This window comes from Actinobacillus suis ATCC 33415 (genome assembly GCF_000739435.1).
GTDB lineage: Bacteria > Pseudomonadota > Gammaproteobacteria > Enterobacterales > Pasteurellaceae > Actinobacillus > Actinobacillus suis.
This window is the reverse complement of the sequence record NZ_CP009159.1, coordinates 2,419,655-2,441,557: the sequence shown is the minus strand read 5'-3', so window position 1 is coordinate 2,441,557 and position 21,903 is coordinate 2,419,655. Positions and strand designations below refer to the sequence as shown.

Here is a 21,903-nt window from a genome sequence, read left to right as displayed (position 1 = left end):
TTATTGCCTTAAATTAGCTTAATAGCGAGAACCGATTCGGTGTATATGACGATTAGTCGCAATTTTTGCTGATAACCAACCGATAAAGATACACGCCACAATCAGGAAGAACATTTCACTAAAATCCAGGCCGTTTAACTCAAATTTAACCGTGAACATATCAGTGACATATTTCACTACACCGGTAAAGTAACTGATTAAAACCGCACTAAACACAATAGCAAGCAAACTGCCGAAAAAGCCATAAATCATACCGGTATAAAGGAACGGGCGAGCAATAAAGTGATCCGTTGCACCTAATAATTGCTGCACTTCAATTGAAGCTTTGCTATTTGCGACATCAGTACGCACCGCATTTCCCACCACTAAAAATACCGCAATTAGCATCAACACCGTACAAACCATTGCAATTCGAGCAATCAGCCAAGTTAAAGCGGTTAATTTTTCTAACCAACCGTTATCTAGACGAACCTCTTGCACACCTTTAATCGCCTGTAAACCATTACGTAATTCAAGCATCGCATCATTAGCGGTAAACTGCTTTTTCGGTTTGAGGGTAACTACCGCCGGTAGCGGATTATCATCAATAATATCTAAAGCTTCACCAAAGCCAGACCATGAACGAAATTCATCTAAACTTTGCTGACGAGAAATATAGTTCAACGATTCAATTTTATCCGCATCAAAGTGGCGAATACGTTCTACCACGGCATTCACATCATGTTCAGCAAGATTTTTATGCAAATAAATCGTGAGCTCCGGTTCCGGATAAAACTCTGTCGCTGCCTGATGAGTATTTTTCCAAAGTAAATAACTTACGGTCGGAATAGTGAGTGATACCGCAATCACTAATACGGTTAAAAAAGTTCCAAACTTACGTTTTAGGAGATCTTGCCATACAGAACGTAAGGTATAACGTGTTTGCGCACCAAAGCTGGTATTAAATGAACGAGCCATATTGTTTCCTTAATTTCTAAGATGACCTTGCTCTAATACTAAGCATGGTTTCGGGCGTTTTGAAATAATATTGGTATCGTGAGTTGCGACCAATACTGTTGTGCCGGATTGATTAAATTCTTCAAATAAGCGGAAAATCTCAAACGATAATTTTTCGTCTAAGTTACCGGTCGGCTCATCAGCTAATAATAAAATCGGACGATGTACAATCGCACGGGCAATATCCACACGTTGTTGTTCACCGCCTGAAAGGTGTAGCGGTAAATAATTGGCTTTATTTGCCAAGCCGACACGTTCTAAAGCGATACGCGCTTCACGCTCAACAATTTGCTGATTCATACCTTGAATAATCAACGGCAAAGCGACATTATCCAGAATGGTACGATCGGTAAGTAAACGGTAATCTTGGTGAACCATACCGATTTGGCGGCGTAAAAACGGCAATTCGTGTGCTTCAAGACGTGTAATATCGTGTCCGTTAAACATCACTTGCCCACCATTTGCACGCTCAATGCCCATAATCAGCTTAAGCAAGGTACTTTTACCGGCACCGGAATGGCCGGTTAAATACGCCATACCGCCAACCGGCAAATGGAAATTAATACCTTGTAATGCCGGCTTGCCACCTTTATAGGCTTTACTTACATTTGTGAATTTAATCATTGTGTTTACCTTTTTCTATCACGACATTCCAGAAAGAGCGGTCTAATTTTGCTTATTTTTTGCAAAAATCTCTTTCTCCGCCTGCGCGTAATAATTGTTGTTATTCTTCGTGTTCAAATAATGCTTCGATAAATTCTTCCGCATTAAATGGGCGGAGATCTTCAATTTTTTCACCGACCCCGATAAAGCGAATCGGAATGTTAAATTGGTCGGCAATCGCAAAGATCACACCACCTTTTGCCGTACCGTCTAATTTAGTTAAGGTAATACCGGTTAAACCGACCGCTTCGTTAAATAACTTCGCTTGGCTAATTGCATTTTGTCCTGTACCGGCATCTAAGGTAAGCATAATTTCGTGCGGTGCGCTTTCATCATATTTTTTCATCACACGTACGATTTTTTTCAGCTCATCCATTAAGTTGTTTTTATTCTGCAAACGACCAGCAGTATCTGCGATTAAGATATCAATCCCTTTTGACGCCGCTGATTGCATCGCATCAAAAATCACCGAAGCAGAGTCCGAACCGGTAGATTGTGCGACCACCGGAATATTGTTACGTTCACCCCAAACTTGTAACTGTTCTACGGCAGCGGCACGGAAAGTATCACCGGCGGCAAGCATTACAGATTTACCTTCCGCTTGGAATTTGCGAGCTAATTTACCGATAGTGGTAGTTTTACCCACCCCGTTCACGCCAACCATTAAAATTACATAAGGCTTCTTACTTGTATCGATTTCAAGCGGTTGGCTAACTGGTTTTAATACTTCGCCCAACTCAACTTTAAGTTGCTGATAAAGTAAATCCGCATCTTTTAACTGCTGTTTAGTTGCGTGTTGCGTAAGGCTGTTAATAATCTTAGTTGTGGTCGGCATGCCCAAATCGGCGACCAATAACTGCTCTTCCAGTTCTTCAAATAAATCGTCATCGATTTTTTTGCCGCTAAAGAAATTACGGAAACCGGAACCGATGCTTTGTTTCGTTTTAACGAGCCCTTTTAACAAGCGGCTGAAAAAGCCACCTTCACTTGGTTTTTCTTGGTAATCATCCGCCTTTTGTGCCGCTTGCTCGTGTTCTGCTTTTTCTGCCTCAAGCTCAACTAATTCTTCCAGCTCTTCAAAGTTTTCTTCCGCATCCGATTTTGTTTTAACTTCGCCAGCAAGCTCCGCTTCTACAACTTTTTCAACACGTTCTTCGATTTGCTGATGATGATTTACCGGCTCTGGCTCAGTTGTCGTTTCATTTGCAAGATTTTCACCAAATTCGACCGCTTGTACCGAGGTTTCTTCAACCTCTTGCTCAATGTTTTGGGTAACATCTGTTGGCGGAATTTCGGCCTTAGCCGTATCAATAATTGAAACGGATTGTTCTTTTTCTTGCTCAAAAGATTGCTCTATCTTTTCCGCTGTCTCATGCAAAAAGCTTTTGGCTTCTTCGACTTTATCCTCAACAAATTGCTCAATTTGCTCTGATTTTTGTTCAACGAATTCTTCGATTTGTTCAAACTTTTGCTCAATCGCATCTTCAATGCGCTCAACAAAATCCTCAACCTGTTCCGCTTTTTGCTCAACTGAATCAACAAATTGTTTGATTTCCGGCTGCGAGGTAATTTGCTCAAACTTATCTTCAATTTTATCTTCAAGATCTTCTAATTTTTGTTCTACTGTCTCTTGTAGCTGCTCGGCTTTTTGTTCTGCTTGCTCGACTTTTTGTTCTAGCGTTTCTGCTGTAGATTCAACATTTTGTTCCGCCGGAACATCGTCTTGTTTCGGCTCATCTTTTTTGCCAAAACCTAGCCAAGACCAAAAACCTTTTTTCTTTTCTGCCATATTTTTCTCACTTTTCCTTTAAAATGGACTAAACTTGTGTAGTTTATCAAATAATCCTTACTTTTCCTTTAGTTAGTATGAAAAAAAATCGTAATTCCACTTTACAAAATAAACCGACCGGCGAAGTGCGTGTCATTGCTGGGCTATGGCGAGGGCGAAAGCTGCCGGTATTAAATGCGGAAGGTTTACGCCCGACTACCGACCGGGTGAAAGAAACTCTGTTTAATTGGTTGATGAATGATGTGGCGGGCAGCCGCTGTTTAGATTGTTTTGCGGGCAGTGGTTCACTTGGTATCGAAGCACTCTCTCGCCAAGCACAAGCGGTTGTTTTTCTTGAAAAATTTGCAAATGCGGCAAATCTACTGAAAAACAATTTAACCTCACTTAAAACCATCAATGGTACAGTGATTAATACCGATACGCTGCAATATTTAGCCCAAAAAAATCCTGATCAGGGGTTTCAAGTGGTATTTGTCGATCCGCCTTTTAATCACGGCTTTGTGCCGAAGGTGCTAACATTATTGGCTGAAAACCAATGGCTTGCCGACAATGCGCTGATTTATGTGGAAACGGAAAAGAACCATCCGCCGCTTGAATTACCAAACAATTGGCAAATTATTAAAGAAAAAACCGCCGGACAAGTAATAAGTCGCTTGATCCAATGTCTATAAATTTGACTTTTTTAACCTTTATTGGCAAATTAGGTCGCTATTTTTTACATAAAAGAAACAAATTATGAACAAATTAACTCCAGATGAAGCGATTGACCTCGCTTATGATATTTTCCTTGAAATGGCGGGTGAGAATTTAGATCCTGCGGATATTTTATTATTCAATTTACAATTTGAAGAGCGTGGCGCCGTTGAAATGGTCGAAACCTCGGAAAATTGGGATCAAGAAATCGGCACTCTGATTGACCCTGACGCATTTGCCGAAGTCTGGGTTGGCTTAGTAAATGATAAAGATGAAATGGACGATGTATTCGCACGCTTCTTGATTTCTCATGATGCGGATAACCGAGAATATCACGTTATCTGGAAGGAGTAATTTAAAAGGAGATTTATGTCTTGTATTCCAAAACCTCAAAAGGTACCTGAATTTTCACAACAATTTCGTAATGCCATGGCGCATTTATCCGCTGCGGTCAGTATTGTAACGACCAACGGCGCGGCAGGTAAAATAGGCATTACTGTATCATCGGTTTGCTCGGTTACCGATACGCCACCGACATTACTTTTCTGTATTAATCAAAACAGCTCCGTACACGATATCATCAAGCAAAACGGTAAAGTGTGCATCAACGTATTAAGTCATGAACAAGAAGAAATGGCGAAGCATTTTGCGTGTATGCTAAATAGCAGTATGGAAGAACGCTTTGCTTGGGATATTTGGGACGAAGGGATTGACAGACAACCGGTGTTACGCGGTTCAATCTCGTCTTTACAAGGTGATATTGTTAACACCCATTCGGTTGGCACACATACGATTTTTATGGTGGAGCTGAAACATATTGATGTCACCCCAAATACCGGTTTAGTCTATTTCGGTCGCCAATTTAAAGGCGTCGAAATTTAAAAAAGTGATCTAATAAATCTTAGGTATTTTTGATATGACCGACTATTTTAGTCGGTTTTTTTTATTGCCTAGAGAAATCAGAGGAGTAAAATTCAACATTATCTTATTTTGTTAGAGAGGATCAATCATGCAAAACTTAATTTGCTACAAACAAATGCCGGTTTGGACCAAAGACAGCCTGCCACAAATGTTTCAAGAAAAACATAACACTAAACAAGGGACTTGGGCAAAATTAACCATTCTTAAAGGCGAATTAAAATTTTATGAATTGACTGAACAAGGTGAAGAAGTTAATAGCCTGACTTTTACCCCTGAAAATCTGCCTCCGTTTGTTGAACCCCAACTTTGGCATAAAGTTGAAGCGCTTTCTGATGATTTGGAATGTCAGCTCGCATTCTATTGTGAAGCAAAAGATTACTATGCGAAAAAATATAACCTGACCACTACACACTCCGAAGTGTTAAATGCGGTTAATTATGTGAAAGCCGGTAAAGCGTTGGATTTAGGTTGTGGACGAGGACGCAATTCACTCTATCTGAATTTACTAGGGTTTGATGTGACAGCGGTAGATCATAATGCTGAGAGTATCGAATTCTTAAATTATATGATTGAGAAAGAGAATCTGAGCAATATCGAAACGGGTATTTATGATATTAACCAAGCGACAATTGGTAATCAAAACGGTGAATATGATCTGATTGTTTCGACAGTTGTAATGATGTTCTTAAACCGTGAACGCATTCCGGCAATTATTGAAAATATGCAAAAAAACACCAAAGTCGGCGGTTATAACTTAATTGTGTGTGCGATGAGTACTGAAGAATATCCGTGTCCGATGCCGTTCTCATTTACCTTCGGCGAGCGAGAGTTAGCGAACTATTATCAAGATTGGGAATTAGTGAAGTACAACGAAGATTTGGGTGAATTGCATAAAACCGATGCGAACGGTAACCGCATTAAAATGCGTTTCGCGACCATGTTAGCTAAGAAAGTTGCGTAATTTATCCATTTTATCCTAAAAACAAGCGGTCTGATTTAACGGGAAATTTGCAAATTTCTCTCAAAATCAGACCGCTTGTTCGTATATAAAAATAAAGGTACTCGTCAAAGACGAGCACCATCGCAAAAATTTACGCTTTATCCGTTGCCGGACGTTCAAATGCCAGCACTTTCGCCTCTACTCTACGTAACAGAATCGTCATAATACCGGTAATTACTAAGTAAATCGCTCCGGCAATACCGTAAATAGTAATCGCATCGTATTCCGTACCGTATAACTGGCGGGCATAGCCCATAATATCCAATAGCGTGATAGTCGAAGCTAACGATGTACCTTTAAACACTAAGATAATCTCATTGCTATACGACGGTAACGCACGGCGTAATGCGTATGGAATTAAGATTTTCAAAGTATCTAAACGGCTTAAACCAAGTGCTGCACAAGTTTCCCATTGCCCTTTCGGAATTGCCTTTACCGCCCCGTGGAATAATTGGGTTGAGTATGCCGCGCTATTTAATGCCAACGCTAACGCCGCACAAAACCACGCATCCGATAAAAATTGCCATGCAAAGCTATCGACAATCCATTGGAACTGCCCCGGTCCGTGATAAATCAAAAAGAACTGTACCAACAACGGTGTACCGGTAAATAGCATCAAATAACCGTTTACCGCCGCTTTAATCAGCTTGTTTTCCATTGATAGCAAGAAAGTAAAAACCACTGCTAACACAAAGGCAATCAGCAACGATACGGCGGTTAAACTTAAACTGGTCGGAATTCCTTGCGCTATGACGGCTAAATAATCTTGAAACATTATTTACCCCCTCTTTCAAAGCGTGTGAAACGTTTTTCAAGTCTGGCAATAATTACTTGGCTAATTAAAGTAATCGCTAAATAAATTAATGCCGCTAAACCGTACCATGTGAAAGGCTGATGTTCATTGGTATTAATTAAATCGGTTTGACGCATTAAATCATCCACGCCAATCAAAGAGATCAAAGCCGTATCTTTTAACAATACTAACCATTGGTTACTTAAACCCGGTAAAGCATGACGCCAAACCTGCGGCATAATAATTTTTAAAAACGTATGCGCACGGCTTAACCCAAGAGCTGCACCACTTTCCCATTGTCCGTTTGGTACGGCTTGAATCGCACCACGCAACGATTGCGAAGCATAAGCGGAAAAAATTAACGAAAGCGCTAATACCCCGCAATTAAATGCGCTAAATTCAATATATTCACCGGTAATTTTCTCAAGCAATTCGGTAGAACCGAAGAAAATCAGTAAAACTACTAAAATCTCAGGTAAACCACGCAATAATGCTAGAAAAACAGAAGTCGGTTTACTAATACAAGGCTGTTTATTGGTCTCAAGTACCACAAACAGCATTGAAAGTAATAAGCCGACTACCAGAGAGGCGAGTGCTAACCCTAAGGTCATTAGGGTTGCACTATAAATAAGCGGAAGATATTCTGAAAACATAAAAATTATTTAGTCATCCATTTATCGTAGATTTTTTGGTATTCACCATTTGCTTTAATTGCCGCTAAACCTTTATTTAATTCCGCAACTAACTCGCTATTTGATTTATTGACCGCAATACCTAAGCCGTTACCGAAATATTTTTGATTGGTTACTTTTTCACCTACAAATGAAAGTTCCGCTTCTTTTGATAGCATATCAGCTAATACCGCTGTATCACCGAAGATAATATCAATACGACCATTTTTTAAATCTAACACTGCATCTTGTAATGAAGCGTATGATTTCGGTGCATATTGTTTTGCTTCCGCTACGACATATTGTTGGAAAGTCGTACCGTTTTGTACACCCACGTTTTTAGCCGTATTTAAATCTGCTTTACCTTTTACTGCGATAAAGCTTGCCGAACTATCGTAATAAGCTTCAGTGAAAGCCACTTGTTTTGCACGTGCTTCGGTAATATCAATCGCAGAGATCGCCGCATCAATACGTTTTTGTTTTACCGCTTGAATTAAACCGTCAAATGATTGACTTTTGAATGAACAATTTGCTTGGATTTCTTTACAGATTGCATTGGCAATATCTACATCAAAACCGATGATTTCACCTTTTTCATTGGTTAATTCAAACGGCGGATAGCTAGGTTCCATAGCAAAGGTTAAATCTTTTGCTTGTACTGGAAATGCACTAAGTGCGATGGCTGATGCTAATAATAATTTTTTCATAATGTGTCCTTGCATATAATTATTCTGAGTGAGAAAGATAATTTTCAAATTGAGCAGTTTTCGGATGTTCAAAGCAGTCCGCTCCGCCTTGTTCGATAATTTTGCCTTTTTCCATATACACCACTTTGGTAGCCACTTTACGAGCTACACCGACCTCGTGGGTAACGATAACTTGGGTAATACCGGTTCCTTGCAGTTCTTTAATAATATCAACCACTTGTGCGGTAATTTCCGGGTCAAGTGCGGCAGTCGGCTCGTCAAATAATAACACCTGTGGCTGCATCATTAATGCACGGGCAATTGCCACACGTTGTTGCTGACCACCGGATAACTGTAATGGAAAACGATCGGCAAATTCGCCTAAACGTAAACGCTCCAAATGCGATTTAGCACGCTGTACCGCTTCATCTTTAGTTAAGCCTAACACCTTCATCGGCGCTTCAATCAAGTTTTGCATCACACTTAAATGCGGCCATAAATGGTACTGCTGAAACACCATACCAACTTCACGGCGTAATAATGCAATTTCTTTGGCATCGGTTTTTGCTGAAAGATTGAATTTATGTTGTGCGATTTCAAGCGTACCTGATTGTGGAATTTCCATTAAGTTTAGCGTGCGAATCAGGGTACTTTTACCCGCACCGCTCGGACCTAACAGCACTACCGTATCGCCTTTTTCGATATCTAAATTAATATCGAATAATGCTTGGCTTGAACCGTAAAAAAAGTTGACGTTGTGAATGCGAATTGCCATTCGTTTAAAATCCTGTATATTTCAAATAACTGAATGAATACTAATTTTTATTGCATAATTATGCAAGATGTTTTTCTTATGATTTTGTAAAAATTTTATAAAAAATAACCGCTTGCAATAAAATTAAATATAACAAGCGGTCATTTTTCTCAAAAGTTTTACCATGCCGGCGGAGTGTCCTCACTCGTGCTGTCTGTTCAATGCACCACCAGCAATTAGCTTAACGCTTAAACGTCATAAGTTCCCATTACACTTGCTGTAGCTAAGATATGGTCTTGCATTGCAAAATGCAGATCGTTAAAACGGAAACCGGAAGTTAAATTCAGCTTGGTATCCAACGCATAAACAATAAGTTCATAGCGGTGTTTGCAATTCGGTGGTGCCATGCCGCCATAATTTGAAGCTTCTTCGATCGAGAAATTACCTAATTTACTTGCCCACGAGTTAGCACCTTGTACAAAATCAGTTGCCGTTAGACTTTCGTTTTCGGCAATTTTGGTGCGTTCTAAATCGGCAATTAACCAATGAATCCAGACAAAACCGCTTGCAGTAATCGCATCTTTATCTTCCAAAACAACAGCAAAAGATTTCGTACCTTGCGGTGCATCGCTAATTTCAAACGGAATGGAATAACTCGGCATTCCATTTGGACTAAATTGGCTACCACGTTTACCGTATTGGTCTTCAAACGCCCCATTTTTGATTGCTGAACTAATCACTTTCATCGCTGGTTCCTTATAGTCAATAGTTAAAAATTAACCTATACTATACGCCCATTTTTACTCGTAGGAAACCTAATGTTATACGCTTCTCTTGCCATTGTAATTGGCTTAATTTTACTCGTTTGGAGTGCAGATAAATTTGTAGAAGGCGCAGCTTCATCTGCTCGCCATTTTGGCATGTCTCCGTTGTTAATCGGTATTGTGATTGTCGGTTTCGGTACATCCGCTCCGGAAATGATTGTTTCGGCATCTTCAGCGCTAAAAGGCGCATCAGGCATTGCACTTGGTAATGCTTACGGCTCTAATATTACTAATATTGCCCTTATCTTAGGGGTTACTGCGTTAATTAAGCCCATTATGGTAGCTTCGGAAGTGATTAAACGTGAATTACCGATCCTGATTTTAGTAACGGTAATCTCCGCTTATATGTTGTTTGATGCGCAAGTCACTCAGCTAGAAGCGGTCATTTTATTGGTGATTTTTACGCTATATATGGGCTGGACGATTTGGGTTGGCTTACGCAATAAAGATGATGCGTTAGCACAAACAGAATCGCTTCAAACGGAACAATTACCACTTAAAAAAGCACTCTTTTGGGTTGCGATCGGTTTAGCGTTTTTAATGGCAAGTTCACAATTACTTGTCTGGGGGGCGGTTGAAGTAGCGAAATACTTTGGCGTAAGTGATTTGGTGATTGGCTTAACGATTGTGGCAATCGGTACATCATTACCGGAATTAGCATCATCAATCATTGCCGCTCGCAAAGGTGAATCGGATTTAGCGGTAGGCAATATCGTTGGTTCAAACCTGTTCAACTCCCTTGCGGTTGTCGGTATTGCCGGCGCAATTGAACCGATGCAGGTAGAATCAGCGGTATTCTCTCGTGATATGTTAGTGATGTTTGCCTTAACGTTATTACTTTTCTTCTTTGCTTACAGCTTTAAGAAAAAACAAGCTAAGATTACACGTCTAGAAGGCGGTATTTTCCTATTATGTTATATCGGCTATACCCTCTACTTACTTAAAACCGCACTATAATCATATCTAAATAGAACAAGCGGTCGAATTTGCAAAATTTTATGCAAATTCGACCGCTTGTTTGTCTTTATTTAGAATGAGTATCGTCTAAAGGCACGATTTGTAATGTTTTCCCCAGCGGCACCAGTAATTTTAGTAACGTACCAAGAGAAGGATTGGAGCTTCCCTTTTCAACCCGGGCTATCATCGATTGTTTTACGCCACTTAGTTTTTCTAATTTACGTTGTGAAATACCTAACGCCTGTCGGGTCTCAATAATTTCAAGAATCAATTTAACACGAAAATGGTTTTCTTCCATTTCCAACTCATTAAACACTTCTCGTTCAAATGATGTCCAACTAGAACCAATGGGGCTCATCTTTTATCCTCTCCTGTAGATCTGCCAAACGACTTTTTGCTCGCTCAAGCTCACGCTTAGGAAGCCGACTACTGCTTTTGGCGAAATGATGCAACAATACAAACTGACCTCGTACAATACCGGCGAAGAGCAAACAATCGCTAATTGGACGTAACTGCCAAATACGATCTTCTAAATGCTTAATATAACTTTCGCCTGCTCGAGTGCCGTGCAAATGTAAAATCGTCAAATGATGACTAATTTTGTGCAAACGCTCTCGATTTTCGTCTTGTTGTTCATTAATAAATTCCTGCAGGAATTCCTTGACGGGTTCTCGCCCACGTCGGTCTCGATAAAAGACTATTTCATACATCGTTTTTTCTCCTCTGAATTAAAACGCGTAAATTTATTATGGCTTTATCGAACAACTTTCTCAATATTTAAGGTAATTTTTTGTCAATCTTTACCATTATTAATTAAAGACTATATTTTGGTAAGAAATCATAACTTTTCTCGACTTTACCTATTTGCATTACAATATCGCACCTTTTAGGTAAAATATCGCACCTTTATTATTTGTATTAATTCGTATGTTGAAACGTTTCATTCTCTTATTTGTTAGCTTAGCGCTAACACTTCCCGCACATGCCGGCTTGTTTGGCAATAATCAGCCAAAATATTTAAGCGGCGCAGAGGCTTTCGCTTTTTCGGCGACACCGAAATCCGATAATCAAATTGAGCTGAATTGGCAAATTGCAGACGGCTATTATCTGTATAAAAAAGAAATACAAGTCACGCCACAAAATGCTGAAATCCAGCCGTTAGCTTTCCCTGCTGCGGAAAATTATCATGATGAATTTTTTGGTGATGTCGAAATTTTCCGTGATCAGCTTACGCTGCCGGTAACATTCTCTGCGGCACAAGCAAACAGTAGTCTTTCGGTTCGTTACCAAGGCTGTACCAAAGGTTTTTGCTACCCGCCTGAAACGGTCAGCATTGCATTAGACGGGCAACAAGCGGTCGATTCCGCACAAAATTTTGCAAAAAATAGTGAAAATTCAACCGCTTCTCAGCCACAGGCTAATGCGCCGAAAGCGGAACAGGATCAGCTTGCCGAGAACTTAGCGAACAATCGTTTATCGATTTTCTGGTTCTTTGTACTGGGTATCGGTTTAGCCTTTACCCCGTGCGTCTTGCCAATGTTGCCGTTATTATCTGCAATTGTGATTGGCAATAAGCAACGCCCTAACACGTTTAAAGCATTATTACTCAGCTTTGCTTATGTACAAGGTATGGCGCTTACTTATACGCTATTAGGTTTAGTGGTGGCGGCGATCGGCTTACCGTTCCAAGTGGCGTTGCAAAGTCCGCCGGTACTGATTTCGCTTGCGATTCTATTCACCATTTTAGCCGCTTCGATGTTCGGCTTATTTGAAATCCGTTTGCCGAATTCATGGCAACAAAAACTGAATGCGATGAGTCAGAAACAGCAAGGCGGTGCATTTGGTAGTGTATTTGTGATGGGGATGATTGCCGGTTTAGTCGCTTCACCTTGTACTTCCGCGCCATTATCCGGTGCATTACTGTATGTTGCCCAAAGTGGGGACTTACTCACAGGCGGATTAGCACTCTATTTATTAGCTTTAGGAATGGGAATTCCGTTAATTCTGATTACCTTATTCGGTAACCGTATTTTGCCGAAATCGGGCGATTGGTTATTGAAAGTCAAAACCGCCTTCGGGTTTGTGATGTTAGCTTTACCGGTCTTTTTACTTAGCCGTATTTTACCAAGCCATTATGAGCCGTTGATGTGGTCGGCGCTGGCAATGGTGTTTGTTGGCTGGTTGATTAGCGTGATTCCGGCACAAGGTGTCATCAAACAAGCGGTCAGAATTCTACTATTTTTTACATTTGCGCTTGCTTCTTACCCTTGGGCGAATTTAGTGTGGAATCAAGGTAACAGTAGCCATTCGGCACAAGTAAGCAACCACTTAGCCTTTGAACGCGTGCAATCACTTGCAGAATTACAAGCAAAATTGACCGCTTCACAAGGCAAAAAAGTGATGTTAGATCTGTACGCTGACTGGTGTGTAGCGTGTAAGGAATTTGAGAAATACACTTTTACCGACCAAGCTGTACAGCAAAAATTGGCTGAAATGGTGGTGCTGCAAGTGGATATGACCAATAATTCGCCACAAAACGATGAGCTGATGAAACACTTCAACGTACTAGGTTTACCGACCATTTTATTCTTTGATGAGAACGGTAATGAACTGACGCAATCAAGAGTTACCGGCTTCTTAGAAGCAAATCAATTTTTAAATTGGCTAAATCAGTTATAATCTTATGGCACAAGTCAATCGCCTGTGCCATTTTTTTATTAATCACAATAAGTTTGCTATGAACCAAGACAATCATAAAATTGAAGACATTATTCGTATTTTCGATGAATGTTTCGCCGAAGAATACAATACTCGCTTAGAAAAGGGCGAAGACTACCCGATTTACTTACCCGCATTTTTAGATGAAGACGGCGTGAAATCCGATCGCCCGTACAACGTGATTTTATTTGCACACGGCTATTACAGCAGTGCATTACATGAGATTGCCCATTGGCTTGTGGCAGGAACTGAACGCCGTAAATTAGAAGATTTCGGCTATTGGTACGAACCGGACGGACGCTCGGCAGAACGTCAGCGTGAATTTGAATCAGTGGAAGTTAAACCGCAAGCGATTGAATGGGTGTTGGCAACCGCTGCCGGCTTCCGCTATTTTGCCAGTGCGGATAATCTTTCCGGTAATCCGGGCGATAATTCCGCGTTTAAACAAGCAGTTTTTGATCAAGTAAAAATTTATGCGGAGCGTGGTTATTTACCCAAACGTGCCGAAACGCTACGTAAAGCGTTAGCCGAATTCTACGGCACAGAGGATAAAATTGATTTAGCAAATTTTGATTTGGCGAGAATCTAACAAACAAGCGGTTAAATTTTTAGGAAATTTAACCGCTTGTATTTTAGTTATCGGAGAGATGTTCCAAACCGTATTGATAAAGTGCATTCTTTTTATAGCCGAAAGTCTCCGCTACGATTGCCGCCGCTTTTTTCAGCGGTAATTCTTGGCAAAGTAAACCGAGTAATTTAACCGCTTGGGTGGAAAATTCTTCATCGTCTTGTTGCGTTTTTCCTTCCACCACTAACACAATCTCACCTTTAATGCGATTGCTGTCTTCATTTAACCATGCAATTAAATTTGCCAACGTATCGCCGTGAATGGTTTCCCACGTTTTGGTAATTTCACGAGCCATCACCACATAACGATCAGCGCCCAACATTTTCTGCATATCTTCAAGCGTATCTAAAATGCGATGAGTTGATTCATAAAAAATCAGTGTGCGTGCTTCATCAGCCACTTCCGCTAATTTATCGCAGCGTGATTTTGTCTTAGCCGGTAAGAACCCTTCAAAACAAAAGCGGTCAGAGGCAATACCGGAAGCACAAAGTGCAGTAATCGCCGCACAAGCTCCGGGTAATGGCACGACTTTGACTCCGGCTTGGCGGCAATGGCGCACCAAGTGGAAACCCGGATCACTAATTAATGGCGTTCCGGCATCGGAAATCAGGGCAATATTCAGCCCTTGTTGTAATTTTTCGACTAATACGGCAGCTTTTTGTTGTTCATTATGATCATGTAAGGCAAAAAACGGTTTTTTGATGCCATAATGACTAAGTAATAAACCGCTATGACGGGTATCTTCCGCAGCAATTAAATCGACTTGGGCAAAAGTGTCTAATGCTCGTTGAGTTATATCTCCAAGGTTACCGATTGGCGTTGCGACAATATACAAAGTGCCGTTTTGTTCGTTTTTCATTTGCTTTTCACTCGTTTGGTAAGTAAGATTTCAACATTATTCTGCCTATTATAGTCTATTAGGAGCAATACAATGGCGACTATTTTAAAACAGAAACTAAAAACTGTCTTTGTCCCAACGGCAATGGCACTTTTTCTTTCTGCTTGTACCGGTACAAGTTTTTTTGAAAACCCGTTAACAAAAACGGTAAAAAATGAAGCGTACGCAACTTCTGAGTTTTATATCAATAAAGCGGAGCAAGCGACGGATAAAGAAGATAAAATCACTTATCGCTTACTCGCAATTCGTAAATTGATTGATGAAAATAAAGCGTTCGAAGCACAAAATATGTTTGATGAATTAAATGCTTCGCTTGCTGAAATTCAAAAAAATGAAATTCAAAAAGTCGAATATAACTTAGTTGCGGCGCAGCTTTCCGCTTTACAAGCCAACAACGCTCAGGCAGTAGCACAACTTAAACTTGTGCCAATCGCATTGTTAAGCAAGTCACAATTGTTACGTTATCACCAAACTCAAGCGCGTATTGCGGAAAATAACAAAGATGTTATCGAAGCGGTACGTGCCCGTTCTTTGATGAGCGCACAATTCTCTGAAAATCGTTTACGCCAAGAAAATAATGACCAAATTTGGGCATTATTACGTAATGCCAATAAAGGTGTGCTTTCAGTCGCAAGCGCAGGCCCAGGCGAAACGGAATTTGCAGGTTGGCTAGCGCTTATTGCGGTATATAACCAAAACGTTTCAACACCGGCACAAATGCCACAAGGTATCAATAACTGGAAGCAACTGTATCCTAATCACAGTGCGGTTTCTTTTATGCCGGCTGAACTACAAAATGTATCAAACTTCCAACAAACTCAATTAAATGGCGTTGCGTTACTTTTACCATTAAGTGGTGATGCGAAAATTTTAGGCGATATCATCAAAAAAGGCTTTAATGACGCCAAAGGTAGCGACTCAATTGCAGTACAAACCTATGATACTGATAGCGGTTCTGTTGAAAGTATTTTAGCGCAAGCAAAACAACAAGGCGCACAAACAATTATCGGGCCGTTACTTAAATCTCGTGTTGATGAAATGCTCATCAGCCCTGAAATTAAAGGTGTTAACGTGTTAGCGCTAAACTCAACCCCAAATGTTAAAGCGATTCCGGGCGTATGTTACTACGGTTTATCACCGGAAGCTGAAGCAAGAGCAGGTGCAGATCGTTTATATCGTGACGGTTACTCTCGTGCGATTGTTGCAGCACCGCAAGATGATTTCGGACAACGTTCTGCTGATGCGTTTGCTCAACGCTGGAGACAATTAACCAATACGGATGCAGATGTTCGTTATTACAACATCCCACAAGATTCTGTTGTGGCTATTCAAAACTCAGGCAGTATTCAAGGCGCGGCATTATACGCACTAGGTACAGCTGAACAATTACTTGAATTAAAACAAGGCGTTGATAACTCGGTGCTAGCCGGACAGCTTGCTATTTATACCTCTTCACGTAGTAACTCACCGAATAACGGGATTGAGTTCCGTACTTCGATGGAAGGCGTAAAATTCAGCGAAATTCCATTATTGTCTGACACAGATTCGGATGAATACAAAAAAGCAGATAGCCTAGCGGCAAGCGATTTCTCAATGATGCGCTTATATGCAATGGGTTCCGATGCTTGGGCACTTGCGAATAAATTTAATGAGTTCCGCCAAATTCCGGGTTACAGTGTCTCCGGTTTAACAGGCAACTTAACTGCAGGTCCGAATTGTAATATCGAACGTGAAATGACTTGGTTGCAATATCGTAATGGTGCTGTTCAAAGCGCTAACTAAGCGTTCTCAAGGTGCTTGTTTTGAAGATAAAGCCCGTGCCTTTTTAGAAGGGCAAGGGCTGAAATTCATTGCGGCTAATCAGACTTTTAAATGCGGCGAACTTGATCTTATTATGCAACAAGGTGAAACCTTGGTTTTTGTAGAAGTTCGCCAACGTAAAAGTAAGCGCTTCGGCTCTGCAGTCGAAAGTATTGATTACCGAAAACAACAAAAATGGTTAGATGCCGCAAATATGTGGCTGTTTACGCAACGTAAACAGAGCTTAGACACGGCAAACTGTCGCTTTGATGTTGTTGCCTTTGAAGGAAATGATCCGCCTCTTTGGATCCCCAATTTTTTAGGATAGTTCTTTTCATGCTAGAAAAAATACAAGATCGCTTTACCGAAAGCATCCAGATCCAGATTGCAGCGGCGGAATTACTGCCTAAAACGCTTAGCGAAGCCGCAAATCGCATTGTTGCCTGTTTATTGAGAGGTAATAAGATTATTGTATGCGGACACGGGCGTTCATATGCGAACGCACAGCTTTTAGTCAGCCATTTATTACATAAATACGATCTTGCGCGCCCAAGCTTTGCAGCTCAATTATTGCAATTTGACGGTGTGTTGGCAGGGGTAATTGCACAAGATAACGACCTTACGCAAATCTATCGTAAACAGCTACAAGCAATTGCAAAAGAGGGAGACTTATTTATTAGTTTTTCGCCTCTAGGCGATGAAGAAGCGGTCTTAAATGCGCTACATTCTGCAAAAAATGAAGGTTTAGAAGTTTTAGCATTTACCAGTAGCCGTAATGACCATACACAAGGTTTGCTTGACGATCACGACCTTGAAATTTCAATGCCTTCCAGTAATGAATTACGAATTATCGAAGGCCATCAATTCTGTGTAAACTTACTCTGTGAATTAGTTGACCAGTTACTCTTTTCTTAACATTTAGAAGGATATTGTTATGCTTACTTTAGCCAAACGAATCAGTGTAGCGAGTTTATTCGCTGTAAGCCTCTTATCATTACAAGGTTGTATTGCAACAACTGTAGTTACTTCCGCAGCTATTGCAACTAAAGTAGCAACCGATCCTCGTTCTACCGGCACACAAGTGGATGATGAGATCTTAGAAGAACGTGTTGCTTACAATATCAATAAAGATGAACAACTGAAACAAGAAGCTCGCATTAATGTAGTCGCTTACAATGGTAAAGTATTGCTAATCGGTCAAGCTCCGGGGTTTGATGCGGTTGAAAATGCGAAGAATCTTGCTGCCGGCGCAGAAGGTGTTACTGAAATATATAATGAAATTCGTACCGGCTCAAAAATTGGTGTTGGTCAGATCTCTATTGATAGCTGGATTACTACCGCAGTGAAATCAAAATTACTGATTAATTCGGAAGTAAAATCAACAGAAGTGAAAGTCATTACTGAAAATGGAGAAGTGTTCTTAGTCGGAAAACTTTCACCAACCCAAGCAGATGCAGCAGCAGAAGCAGCTCGTACAGTAAGTGGTGTCAGCAAAGTTATTAAAGTGATTAGCTATGCACAATAGAACGTAAAAAAACCGTCCTTAAAGGACGGTTTTTTTATAACTTAAGTTTTCACCTAACTGGCTATTCTTCATTCTGCAACATCATAAAAGCTAAACTATGGCGAGCTGCAATCCGACGTTTTCTCTTTAGAATTTGCAAAATTCGACGAGATTTATTGTTACGCGCTAAGGTTTTTCTACTTTTCAGTTTACGTTTTCTCATAAAACTATTCCTTAATGACTTCGTTGGATTGTTCCGGTTGAGTTAGCATTTTATCCGTAAAAGGGGCTATTGGAGAAGCTTCCAATAACTGACTTTCTTGAGCTTGTTGCTTCGAAAGCTGTAACGCCTGTACTTTCTGCTCTTCAACACGTTGATGATTTATTATACTACTATAATAACGACGAATATTCTCTACGTATTGAAAAGCCTCAAAACCTCTTGCATACCCGTATTTTAAGCGGCTATAGTGGCGTTTCTCCGCTAAAAGCGGTAAATTTTTCTTCACGTCCAACCAATTATCCGGATCGCCACCGAGCTGTTTGGTTAAACGTCTAACATCTAATAAATGCCCTAATCCCATATTATAAGCCGCTAACCCATACCAAATACGATCTTCCTTCGGTACAGTTTCTGGAATTTGTCCCATTAACAGATGCAAATATTCCGAACCGGCACGAATGCTTTGTTCCGCATTTGTTCGATCGGTAATTTTCATTCTATCCGCTGTATCCCGTGTCAACATCATCATGCCACGCACACCGGTCGGTGAAGTTGCACTCGGATCCCAATGCGATTCTTGATAAGCAATTGCCGCTAACATTTGCCATTCTAAATCACCTCGATACTTTTCGAATAACGGTTGATATTTAGGTAATACCGATTTAATTGCATTTAAATAACTTTGAGTATCGACATAATCAAAGCGAGACAAATGATTAAAATATTTTTCCTCAATACGTGAAATCAAGCCCGTCTCATTTGCATTATCCATGAAATCCAGCACTGCCGCTTGTAATTCACTGTATGAACTGCTTGGCAAATACCAAAGTACCGGCATTTCATCGGTTAAATCAAACCCAACCGCAATATTCGGGCTAATATGTTGAGCCGCAGAAATATCGACGGAAACAGCCACCGTATAAGGGATCTTTCCTTCTGCCACTTGCAATAACAATTCTTCTTGAGTGAATTGATCTGTCGTATGCCAACGTAGCTTAGGATGCTCTTCCTTTAGCTTCTGTAAAATAGGCAACACTGCAGAACCAGACGGCACTACCAACTCATCTTGCAGATCTGCTAATTTATACGGTCTTGTTTTACCTTTTTTATATGCTACTTGCCATGAAGCCGAATAATAGGTTGCACCAATTTGAAATTGTTCGCCTAACTCAGGCTGATACAATAAACCGGCAGCAGCAATATCAATTTTATTCTCTTTTAATGCCTTAAAAAGCTGTTCACTGTGTTCAAATGATTTAACTTCTAAACCGACACCTAAGTACTCAGAAAACGATTTTGCCAATTCATACTCAATACCGGCTGTACCATCCGCTCCGACAAAATAAGAAAGTGGATGGTTGATCATTCCTACTTTTAATACTTGTCGCTGTTGAATCTGTCCATAACGATTCTCCTCTGCCTGCATGAGCTGCTGCCAAGGGTAAACCATATCCCATGCCCATAACAACAATGCCATACCAACAAATAATCGTGCTAGTAATCCTTTCAATATGAAATCCTCATTATTTCCCTTTAGTTCGCAAGTCTAGCTGAATTTTGTACATTGCGAAATAACCCGCTTCCAGATTTATGCGGTGTAAAAATTAAAAAAGACGTAAGCGAATACTTACGTCCTTGATTTTATTAGTATTATTTATATTTATCTAAAAAACGATAATAAGGAATACCAACCTTCAATGCCATTCTTTTTACCCATTTACCGCCATAAAGACTCGGTACTTTCAAACTCTCAAAAAGCGCTAATCGTTCGTCATTGCCTAAAATTGCTTCTTGAATAATTCGTCCGGCTAATCCGGTTAAAGCAACACCATGCCCTGAAAAACCTTGAGCAAAGTAGATATTCGGTTTAATCCGCCCAAAATGAGGGGTTGAGTTCAGCGTCATATCAATCGGCCCGCCCCAACCATAATCAATTTTGGCATCTTCTAATTGTGGAAATACCGCCAACATTTCTGAGCGCATTTTTGCCACCATATCCACATTAGTACTAGAATCCGATCCAAACAACAAACGGTTATCTGCAGATAAGCGGTAATAATCCAACAATAAATTGTTATCGCAAACAGACATACCATTATTGATAAGACTATCCGCCATTGCCTGAGACAGTGGTTCTGTAGCAATAATAAAGCTTTCGACCGGTAGAATTTTTTTCTCAATACCAAACGTGAGCTTTTTAGAAAGCGCATCAATATAGGCATTAGTTGCTAAAACCACTGATTCACACGAAATGGTAAATTTTTCGGAAAAAACGACCGCTTTACTCTCACTTACACTTCGAATTTCAGTCGCTGGCGAATGTTCATAAATGACCACGCCGGCGTTAACACAGGCTTGCGCTAGACCTAAGCAATAATTTAACGGATGCAAGTGACCTGAGTTACTATCAAATAAAGCACCGACATAAATATCGCTGCCTAAATGTTGCTTAAGTTGTGTTTTATCCCAAAGCTGCATTTGCTGATAGCCAAAGGTCTCTCGGCTTGCTTGTTCCATAGCAATCAAGTCATCCATGCGGCGATGATTGAGCGCCAACGTCGCATATCCCTTTTTCCAATCACATTGGATATGATGTTTTTTTACACGCTCATCAATGATATCGATCGCTTCTAATGACATTTGCCATAATCTGTGCGCTTTCTCTAAACCGACCTGTTCAATATATTCATCAATGCCATCTTCAAAACCGTTAATCGCTTGACCACCGGAACGACCGGATGCACCGAAGCCAACTCGTGCACCCTCTAAGATAATAACTTTTTTACCTTTTTCTGCTAACTCAAGTGCTGTGGATAAGCCAAGAAACCCGGCACCAATGATACAAACATCAGCATCTTGATCTGCACTAATAGAAGGAAATTGAAGCGATAAGTTACGAGAATCGTAATAGTAAGATTTAAAATGTTCTTGATAAGCAAATTTAAGCATAAAATCATCAATAAAATGCATCTAATCCGTAAAGGATAAATTTTAAAATTATTGGAAAATTTGCTGAATTACGAAAAAGATTTGAATGTTTGAAATGGCGCACCCGAGAGGATTCGAACCTCTGACCGCTCGGTTCGTAGCCGAGTACTCTATCCAGCTGAGCTACGGGTGCGTTGTATTTTGAATGGTGAGTTATTTAGTTTTATCAGCGACCATTTTAATTTGAATAGAGTAAAAATTAAAATGGCGCACCCGAGAGGATTCGAACCTCTGACCGCTCGGTTCGTAGCCGAGTACTCTATCCAGCTGAGCTACGGGTGCGTGATAAAGTAAATGGCGGTGAGAGAGGGATTCGAACCCTCGATAGAGCTTTTGAACCCTATACTCCCTTAGCAGGGGAGCGCCTTCAGCCTGCTCGGCCATCTCACCACTCACT

25 protein-coding genes and 3 tRNA genes are annotated in these 21,903 nt (G+C 40.5%); 11 read left to right on the top strand and 17 right to left on the bottom strand.

The genetic code is table 11. From position 1 onward, the window contains the following. Positions 1–18 precede the first annotated feature (18 nt). From ftsX to ftsY, 3 genes are all read right to left on the bottom strand, one after another. Entirely contained in the window at positions 19–957 is a 939-nt protein-coding gene (gene ftsX, locus ASU1_RS11390; RefSeq protein WP_015674493.1) for a permease-like cell division protein FtsX, read from the bottom strand. Between the two features lie 9 nt (positions 958–966). Then, entirely contained in the window at positions 967–1,620 is a 654-nt protein-coding gene (ftsE, locus tag ASU1_RS11385; RefSeq protein ID WP_015674492.1) for a cell division ATP-binding protein FtsE, read from the bottom strand. Between the two features lie 100 nt (positions 1,621–1,720). Continuing rightward, the gene (gene ftsY / locus ASU1_RS11380; protein WP_039195651.1) at positions 1,721–3,448 is read right to left on the bottom strand and encodes a signal recognition particle-docking protein FtsY; all 1,728 of its coding nucleotides are present in this window, start codon (positions 3,446–3,448) and stop codon (positions 1,721–1,723) included. Between the two features lie 77 nt (positions 3,449–3,525). On the opposite strand from ftsY, the gene rsmD reads away from it, so the two are divergent. The 4 genes from rsmD to tehB all read left to right on the top strand — a co-directional run bounded on the left by rsmD (position 3,526) and on the right by tehB (position 6,023). Continuing rightward, positions 3,526–4,119, top strand: a complete 594-nt coding sequence (rsmD, locus tag ASU1_RS11375) for a 16S rRNA (guanine(966)-N(2))-methyltransferase RsmD (protein WP_015674490.1) — start codon at positions 3,526–3,528, stop codon at positions 4,117–4,119. Between the two features lie 64 nt (positions 4,120–4,183). Continuing rightward, the gene (locus tag ASU1_RS11370) at positions 4,184–4,495 is read left to right on the top strand and encodes an HI1450 family dsDNA-mimic protein (protein ID WP_005598462.1); all 312 of its coding nucleotides are present in this window, start codon (positions 4,184–4,186) and stop codon (positions 4,493–4,495) included. A 15-nt stretch (positions 4,496–4,510) separates the two neighbouring features. Next, positions 4,511–5,023, top strand: coding sequence for a 4-hydroxyphenylacetate 3-monooxygenase, reductase component (hpaC, locus tag ASU1_RS11365; protein ID WP_015674489.1), 513 nt, complete (start codon positions 4,511–4,513; stop codon positions 5,021–5,023). Positions 5,024–5,150: 127 nt separating this feature from the next. Further along, entirely contained in the window at positions 5,151–6,023 is an 873-nt protein-coding gene (gene tehB / locus ASU1_RS11360; protein WP_015674488.1) for an SAM-dependent methyltransferase TehB, read from the top strand. A gap of 130 nt (positions 6,024–6,153) precedes the next feature. Here tehB and artM read toward each other — a convergent pair whose 3' ends face one another. The 5 genes from artM to ASU1_RS11335 form a co-directional block, all read right to left on the bottom strand. Continuing rightward, positions 6,154–6,837, bottom strand: a complete 684-nt coding sequence (artM, locus tag ASU1_RS11355) for an arginine ABC transporter permease ArtM (protein WP_015674487.1) — start codon at positions 6,835–6,837, stop codon at positions 6,154–6,156. Further along, entirely contained in the window at positions 6,837–7,508 is a 672-nt protein-coding gene (gene artQ, locus ASU1_RS11350; RefSeq protein WP_015674486.1) for an arginine ABC transporter permease ArtQ, read from the bottom strand. The genes artM and artQ overlap by 1 nt, the downstream gene beginning before the upstream one ends. 5 nt (positions 7,509–7,513) lie before the next feature. Then, entirely contained in the window at positions 7,514–8,233 is a 720-nt protein-coding gene (locus tag ASU1_RS11345) for a transporter substrate-binding domain-containing protein (RefSeq protein WP_015674485.1), read from the bottom strand. 19 nt (positions 8,234–8,252) lie between these two features. Next, positions 8,253–8,987, bottom strand: coding sequence for an arginine ABC transporter ATP-binding protein ArtP (gene artP / locus ASU1_RS11340; RefSeq protein WP_015674484.1), 735 nt, complete (start codon positions 8,985–8,987; stop codon positions 8,253–8,255). Positions 8,988–9,214: 227 nt separating this feature from the next. After that, on the bottom strand, positions 9,215–9,712 hold the full coding sequence (locus tag ASU1_RS11335) for a YbhB/YbcL family Raf kinase inhibitor-like protein (RefSeq protein ID WP_015674483.1): 498 nt from the start codon (positions 9,710–9,712) through the stop codon (positions 9,215–9,217). Positions 9,713–9,784: 72 nt separating this feature from the next. On the opposite strand from ASU1_RS11335, the gene ASU1_RS11330 reads away from it, so the two are divergent. Then, complete coding sequence (locus ASU1_RS11330) at positions 9,785–10,747, top strand: calcium/sodium antiporter (protein WP_015674482.1); 963 nt, start codon at positions 9,785–9,787, stop codon at positions 10,745–10,747. Positions 10,748–10,814: 67 nt separating this feature from the next. On the opposite strand, the gene ASU1_RS11325 is transcribed toward ASU1_RS11330, so the two are convergent. Both ASU1_RS11325 and ASU1_RS11320 read right to left on the bottom strand, forming a co-directional pair. Further along, positions 10,815–11,105, bottom strand: coding sequence for a helix-turn-helix domain-containing protein (locus ASU1_RS11325; protein WP_005621656.1), 291 nt, complete (start codon positions 11,103–11,105; stop codon positions 10,815–10,817). Further along, positions 11,086–11,457, bottom strand: coding sequence for a type II toxin-antitoxin system RelE/ParE family toxin (locus ASU1_RS11320; protein WP_005621659.1), 372 nt, complete (start codon positions 11,455–11,457; stop codon positions 11,086–11,088). Before ASU1_RS11320 ends, ASU1_RS11325 begins: the two co-directional genes overlap by 20 nt. Before the next feature lie 217 nt (positions 11,458–11,674). On the opposite strand from ASU1_RS11320, the gene ASU1_RS11315 reads away from it, so the two are divergent. Together ASU1_RS11315 and ASU1_RS11310 are read left to right on the top strand one after the other, a co-directional pair. Further along, positions 11,675–13,426, top strand: coding sequence for a protein-disulfide reductase DsbD (locus tag ASU1_RS11315; protein WP_015674481.1), 1,752 nt, complete (start codon positions 11,675–11,677; stop codon positions 13,424–13,426). 58 nt (positions 13,427–13,484) lie between these two features. Further along, positions 13,485–14,054, top strand: a complete 570-nt coding sequence (locus ASU1_RS11310) for an elongation factor P hydroxylase (protein WP_005608594.1) — start codon at positions 13,485–13,487, stop codon at positions 14,052–14,054. A 43-nt stretch (positions 14,055–14,097) separates the two neighbouring features. Here the strand turns inward: ASU1_RS11310 and rsmI are convergent, their stop codons facing one another. After that, on the bottom strand, positions 14,098–14,952 hold the full coding sequence (gene rsmI / locus ASU1_RS11305; protein ID WP_015674480.1) for a 16S rRNA (cytidine(1402)-2'-O)-methyltransferase: 855 nt from the start codon (positions 14,950–14,952) through the stop codon (positions 14,098–14,100). Positions 14,953–15,024: 72 nt separating this feature from the next. Between rsmI and ASU1_RS11300 the strand changes: the two genes are divergently transcribed. Genes ASU1_RS11300 through dolP form a run of 4 tightly spaced genes read left to right on the top strand, consistent with a single transcriptional unit; the run spans position 15,025 to position 18,316 of the window. Further along, positions 15,025–16,773 carry a penicillin-binding protein activator gene (locus ASU1_RS11300; protein ID WP_015674479.1) on the top strand — a complete coding sequence of 583 codons (1,749 nt, stop codon included), beginning with the start codon at positions 15,025–15,027 and terminating at the stop codon, positions 16,771–16,773. Then, positions 16,748–17,119, top strand: a complete 372-nt coding sequence (locus ASU1_RS11295; protein WP_015674478.1) for a YraN family protein — start codon at positions 16,748–16,750, stop codon at positions 17,117–17,119. The genes ASU1_RS11300 and ASU1_RS11295 overlap by 26 nt, the downstream gene beginning before the upstream one ends. A gap of 8 nt (positions 17,120–17,127) precedes the next feature. Next, positions 17,128–17,706 (top strand): D-sedoheptulose-7-phosphate isomerase, encoded by a 579-nt coding sequence (locus ASU1_RS11290; RefSeq protein ID WP_015674477.1) that lies wholly within the window; start codon positions 17,128–17,130, stop codon positions 17,704–17,706. Between the two features lie 19 nt (positions 17,707–17,725). After that, entirely contained in the window at positions 17,726–18,316 is a 591-nt protein-coding gene (gene dolP, locus ASU1_RS11285; protein ID WP_015674476.1) for a division/outer membrane stress-associated lipid-binding lipoprotein, read from the top strand. A 61-nt stretch (positions 18,317–18,377) separates the two neighbouring features. Here the strand turns inward: dolP and ASU1_RS11960 are convergent, their stop codons facing one another. From ASU1_RS11960 to ASU1_RS11260, 6 genes are all read right to left on the bottom strand, one after another. After that, entirely contained in the window at positions 18,378–18,518 is a 141-nt protein-coding gene (locus ASU1_RS11960) for a hypothetical protein (RefSeq protein ID WP_162859652.1), read from the bottom strand. Between the two features lie 4 nt (positions 18,519–18,522). Beyond that, positions 18,523–20,028 carry a membrane-bound lytic murein transglycosylase MltF gene (gene mltF / locus ASU1_RS11280; protein WP_015674475.1) on the bottom strand — a complete coding sequence of 502 codons (1,506 nt, stop codon included), beginning with the start codon at positions 20,026–20,028 and terminating at the stop codon, positions 18,523–18,525. 140 nt (positions 20,029–20,168) lie between these two features. Next, a complete protein-coding gene (locus tag ASU1_RS11275; protein WP_015674474.1) occupies positions 20,169–21,467 on the bottom strand; it encodes an NAD(P)/FAD-dependent oxidoreductase in 1,299 nt (432 codons plus the stop codon). A gap of 95 nt (positions 21,468–21,562) precedes the next feature. Next, positions 21,563–21,639 (bottom strand) — tRNA-Arg (locus ASU1_RS11270). Positions 21,640–21,711: 72 nt separating this feature from the next. Beyond that, a tRNA-Arg gene (locus ASU1_RS11265) sits at positions 21,712–21,788 on the bottom strand. 13 nt (positions 21,789–21,801) lie between these two features. Beyond that, positions 21,802–21,896, bottom strand: a tRNA-Ser gene (locus tag ASU1_RS11260). Between the last annotated feature and the right edge of the window lie 7 nt (positions 21,897–21,903).